The organism is Bradyrhizobium sp. (assembly GCF_016462955.1).
Lineage (GTDB): Bacteria > Pseudomonadota > Alphaproteobacteria > Rhizobiales > Xanthobacteraceae > Bradyrhizobium.
Genome location: NZ_JAEMSD010000484.1, coordinates 1 through 5077 on the forward strand (window position 1 = coordinate 1; position 5077 = coordinate 5077).

Below are 5077 nucleotides of genomic sequence, written 5' to 3' on the forward strand. Positions count from 1 at the left end.
GAAGGCGGCCAGGTCTCGCTGTCGCCCTGTTTTACCCTGCACGAGGTCGACTATGGCGCCGGCGGCGTCATCGCCATTCGCGTCCACCGGACGTTCTCACTAGAGGCGAAGCTGCATTTCACCGTCGTCGAACGTCCCGCGATCGGCTCGGTCCGCGTGTTCGACCGCGCCGGCGACAGCGGCGAGCTCGTCTATCTCGCAACCAATGAGGTCGACGCGAAGGAGTGGCTGACGCGCCATGGCTATCCGGACGCGGTGCTCCAGGAAGTGACTGCCGACGAGGTCGGCGCGGGCGCCGTCGAAGGGAGGGCAGCATGAACGCTTCTCTCCCGCAGGACGTGAGCTCCGGAAATCCGGAGGTCGAGTACGGACGCAGTGCCGAGAATTTCCTCGCAGCCCGCGTGGGCGAAACCGCCTTCGCGATGCTGCCGGCGCGCGGTGGCGGGCACTATCTCGCATCGGGCTGGCGCATCGGCCGGCCGATCGCGGAATGGCACCGCGCCGACTTCTACGGCCATTCCGGCGCGCTGGCGGACGAGGCGGCATTCCGATCGAAGGTTGCTGAAAACGCCGAGCATCAGCGCGAAAAGCGTGCGCTCGGTCGCAAGGACGTGCGGTTCGCGGCGAACACGCCGTGGGGCGCCTCGCAAGGCGCCACCCTCTACGCCGACGGTGTGGTCCGCCACTCGACCGCGGGCCACGGCGGCTTCCACCTCTCCGCCGAGCGCAACCGCAGGGTCCATGCCATGCTCTGCTCAAAGGGCGGCTGGTACGAAGAAGACGCCGAATGGGCCGCCGTTGCGATCACCTTCCCGCATCTCTTCACGGCGTTTGAACGCCGCTGCGCCGAGAGAACGATCAAAGACAGCTGGCCCGACGCCTGGGAGACGATCTTTGGCACGACCCTCCAGCCAGGCGAGTCCCGCGAAAAGGATCGCCGCGTCTTCGACCACGCGCATGCACGGGACTGGATTGTTGTGTCCGCCATCACGTCCAAGCGCGAGAGCGGTTTTGTCGAGGTCGTTGCGACGATCGGCGGGAAGCGAGGGCCCGGAACTGAGGAGCGCCGCTTCCTCGTCCCCTCCGGCGAGTATCACGTCGGCCGCTTCGGCTTCGTGATCGATGAGGCGCGTCACCGCCTCTACGGCGGCCCATCAGACTTCGCCGGATGGAGGTGACCCATGCCCTGGCCCCTTTTTGCCAAAGCTTTCGGTTGGCTTGCGGCGACTGACGAGGACGGCGACACGCCGATCCTCGTTGTCTGGCATCCCAGGCTCAGACGGCACTTCACTGGCTCCGATGCCTGGAGGCGCGCCGTGCGGGCGTCCATCCACGCGCCGCAGCCTGACCCGGCCGATGCTGACAGAAAGGAGGGGCAGTCATGAACGCCTACCTTGTCGCCGTGAAGCTCCTCGCGCATGCCTACCATAATCCCGCAAGCGCCATCGCCGGCGCAAGCGATGGCATCCTCGCAGACATGCGCAAGCACGCCGGCGCCAAGTCAGCGCTCATCGACTGTGCGGCCATCGGCGACGCCATCCCGTCGTCGAGCGTCTACAGGCCGAATGCCGCCTTCCCCGTATCGTCTACGGGGACGGTGTAATGATCGAGCCCCCGGACCGACGTCTCCTGCTCACGCGCATGGAAGCCGAGCAAGCCGAGACGAAGCGCCATCTGGGCGTCATCGAACGTCAGATCGCGGCACGAGCCGAACGGCTGACAAACACCGACCGGGCGAGGAGCCGGCAGCACCGCCGGACCGCATCGAGCTGGACGAATGCGGATGAGCGGCTGTTTCAGCAGCATGTCGCGGAGCTCGCCTTGGCCCGTCGTGGCGAGATCGACGCCCTCACGCGAAAGCTCGATCGGCAGGAGACGGCGATCGCCGAGTTTCGGACGCACCATCGCGTTTCCGCTGCGTGACGGTGAGAGACCAACGATCCACCTATTGGAGCGCGAGCGGCGCGCGCGGACCCTTCATGTCGAGACGGAGAGTTCAGCAGTTTTGGCCCGACCTCTCACGGTTTCGGCGGCGTACTGACCCTTGGCCGACGCTCCCTCGGTTTGGGCTGCGGTCTGAACCGGCCGCGGTCCGCTTCAAGGGCAAGTCGCGAGGCGATCGGCGGCCGCCGTCTCGCGATGGTTGGTCGCGTGCTTCGCAGGCCTGAGGGCCCGCTCGCCCGCAACTCACCTATGCTCGCCTTGGCAGCCGCCGCCCCCTGAAGCGGCCCGCTGAAGCCGGTTCTGGTCGACCGCACCCGAGGGAGCGCTGGCAAAGGGCCGATCGCTCTCAAGGCGAAACCGAGAAAGGATCTCACCATGACCAAAACTGCTCGTTCCTCTCGCGCCAGCGCCCGTGTCATCCCGCTTCGCAAGGGCACCACGCTCGAGATGGTCCGGCTCGCCTGTCCCGATTCGGCGCAGGCGCAGCGCATCTCCGAAAGCTTCGGCCTCGCAATCCTGGACAGCGACGGTATCCGAGATCTGCATGAGCGGTTCATCGTCGAAACCGCCGACGCGCTCAAGGATGGCCTGAGCGAACGCGCCATGCAAATCCACCTTCAACGGATCGTCGGTGCTTATGTCGGATCGGCGCACGGCGCCGGCCAGTTCTACACCCGAGCAGTCACTGAAGCGCGAGATGCGACCGCCAAGCTCGCCAACGACAGCCGCGATGAGGACCTCGATGGTCCGGTCGGCTTCGATAGCCAGGCACAGCGCAAGCGTGAATTCGCCGCCGACATGGGCGCGCAGGCTCACGCGCTTCGCATGGCTGCCGAAGGCGCCGTCGCCGCCTACGAACGGGTCGTCGGTGAGACCTGGAAGCCTTTCGAGCGTCCCATCGACAACACGACCGACACCGTCGGCCGGAAAGCGGCCAAGGTGCAGATGTCGGCGTTCGACTAACCGCCAGCGCGGGGCCTCGAGCCCCGCGCCCCTTCCACAGAAGCCACCTGACGGGCCGGTCCGCGCGACCGGCCCCTTTTTTCGTATCGACGCTGCAACAAAGCGAGCCGCCGCCCGTGCTGCTCGCCATCGTCGGCCCCTCCCGGTCCGTGGTCCTGCGCCGGGCTCGACGTCCGCGCAACGGCTTCGCCGTCCTTCGCGCTGCTTCGGCCCTTCGGGTGCGCGGACTTTGAGCCCGGCTGTGGCGGACCCCGTGAGGAGCCGCGATGAGCGCGGCCTCCCGAACGGAGGTTATTAGAATGAGCAAGAACGGAGAAAAATCGCGAGGCGACCTGTACGCCCGCATCACGGACCGCATCATCGTCGAGCTCGAACGCGGCGTGCGCCCCTGGGTTCAACCTTGGACCGCCGCGAATATGGCGGACCGCATCACCCGACCGCTCCGACACAACGGCCAGCCCTACACGGGCATCAACGTCTTGCTGCTTTGGTCAGAAGCCATCGCGCGCGGCTTCCGCTCGCCGATGTGGATGACGTTCAAGCAGGCCAGTGAACTTGGCGCGCATGTCCGCAAGGGTGAGACCGGCAGTACTGTGGTGTATGCGAGCCGCTTCACCAAGAGGGAGACCGACGCTCACGGCGACGAAGTCGAACGGGATATCCCCTTCCTCAAAGCCTATACCGTCTTCTGCGTCGATCAAATCGATGGCTTGCCCGTGCATTACTACGGTCGGCCGCCCGTCGTCGCATCACCGATCGAGCGCAACGCGCACGCCGACGCTTTCTTTGCCAACACCGGCGCGATTGTTCGCCACGGCGGCTCGACGGCGTTCTACGCGCCCTCGTCCGATCACATTCAGATGCCGCCGATCGAAAGTTTTCGCGACACGGCTTCCTATGTCGCCGTCAGAGCCCATGAGACCGTGCACTGGACTGCTCCCGCTCACCGCGTTAATCGCGATCTCAGCCGTTACGGCAAGGATCGGAGCGAACGCGCGCGCGAAGAGCTTATCGCCGAACTCGGCAGCTGCTTCCTCTGCGCTGATCTCGGGATCTCTCCTGAACTGGAACCTCGGCCGGATCATGCAAGCTACCTCGCGTCGTGGTTGGAGCTCTTGTCTAATGAGAAGCGCTTCATCTTCTCGGCTGCCGCGCATGCACAACGCGCCGTTGCCTATCTGCACGACCAGCAGCCGAAGGCAGCAGACGTCGAGGAGGCAGCATGATTAGCGCGCCGCGATCGGCGCCGACGCTTGCCGGCCCTTGCTTATCTGGCGACTAATGCAGAGACCGCAGCCCCTTGCTTGGCCGCTGCGGCCAGCGCTCCTTCATTTCTTGTGCTGCGCGACCGGACGTTCTTGCTCGCCTTTTTTCGAGGTTGGACGACGTTCGGGCTTTGCACGGGTCGTCGAATTTGCCTAGCAAATCTCGCTCGCGGCCTGCGGGTTCACCTTGCGGGCCGCGTAACTCCTGACGGCGAGTTGCGCTTGCGTTCCTGCTTCGGGCCTCGACCAGCAAGCCTTTAGGAATTGCCAGATGTGTGGTGAGCGGTGATCGGGTTCTTTCCTCGGTCTGGGTTTCGATGATCGCAATTCGTGTTCCTCGACCGTTTCTTCTGGCACACCCACGTCGTCCTCGATTGGCATGTCTGACCGAAGGGCGTCGTCGCTTAGGCGCCGCCTCGCTCTTACCCCCGCAACAGCCGGTTACGACTTTCTTCCCCTGGATCGCTGCGCGTCCATTCCTCGCGGAAATCAAGAAAGTCGTGCCCTGGCTGCCCTCTACTGCGTGCCGGCCCCTGCGGGGTGCGGGTCGACCGCCTCCGGTCTGTCGCCAGCCATCGAGGCCGCGATGGGCGCGGCCCGGGAAACTGAAAAGGACACCACAATGGCAACCATCGGCACCTTCACCTCGATCGGCAACGGCTTCACCGGCACGGTTCGTACCCTCGCGCTCAATGCCAGGGCCAAGCTGGTTCGGGTCGATAACCCCTCGGACAAGGGACCGCACTTCCGCATCTTCGCCGGTAATGTCGAGCTGGGAGCGGCTTGGCAGAAGACCGCCAGGGACACCGAGCGCGATTACCTCTCGGTCAAGCTGGACGACCCGAGCTTCCCGGCTCCGATCTACGCCACCCTGATCGAGGTGGAAGGCCAGGAAGGTCTCCAGC

The 5077-nt window shown here is 65.2% G+C and carries 7 protein-coding genes; all 7 read left to right on the forward strand.

Annotated features, from left to right (window positions below):
* Positions 1–318, forward strand: a 318-nt coding sequence (locus JHD07_RS32325) for a hypothetical protein (protein ID WP_291629508.1), incomplete at its 5' end; no start/stop codon positions are given.
* Positions 315–1178 (forward strand): hypothetical protein, encoded by an 864-nt coding sequence (locus tag JHD07_RS32330; protein WP_024342312.1) that lies wholly within the window; start codon positions 315–317, stop codon positions 1176–1178. The genes JHD07_RS32325 and JHD07_RS32330, both read left to right, overlap by 4 nt.
* Before the next feature lie 203 nt (positions 1179–1381).
* Positions 1382–1603: a hypothetical protein gene (locus JHD07_RS32335; RefSeq protein WP_024342310.1), complete on the forward strand. Its 222-nt coding sequence runs from the start codon at positions 1382–1384 to the stop codon at positions 1601–1603.
* Positions 1603–1923 carry a hypothetical protein gene (locus JHD07_RS32340; protein WP_028139088.1) on the forward strand — a complete coding sequence of 107 codons (321 nt, stop codon included), beginning with the start codon at positions 1603–1605 and terminating at the stop codon, positions 1921–1923. Before JHD07_RS32335 ends, JHD07_RS32340 begins: the two co-directional genes overlap by 1 nt.
* Before the next feature lie 396 nt (positions 1924–2319).
* On the forward strand, positions 2320–2907 hold the full coding sequence (locus JHD07_RS32345; protein WP_291629511.1) for a hypothetical protein: 588 nt from the start codon (positions 2320–2322) through the stop codon (positions 2905–2907).
* Positions 2908–3206: 299 nt separating this feature from the next.
* Positions 3207–4133, forward strand: coding sequence for a zincin-like metallopeptidase domain-containing protein (locus JHD07_RS32350; protein ID WP_024342308.1), 927 nt, complete (start codon positions 3207–3209; stop codon positions 4131–4133).
* A gap of 661 nt (positions 4134–4794) precedes the next feature.
* Positions 4795–5077 (forward strand): DUF736 family protein (locus tag JHD07_RS32355; protein ID WP_291629514.1); only part of this gene is annotated, 283 nt, incomplete at its 3' end.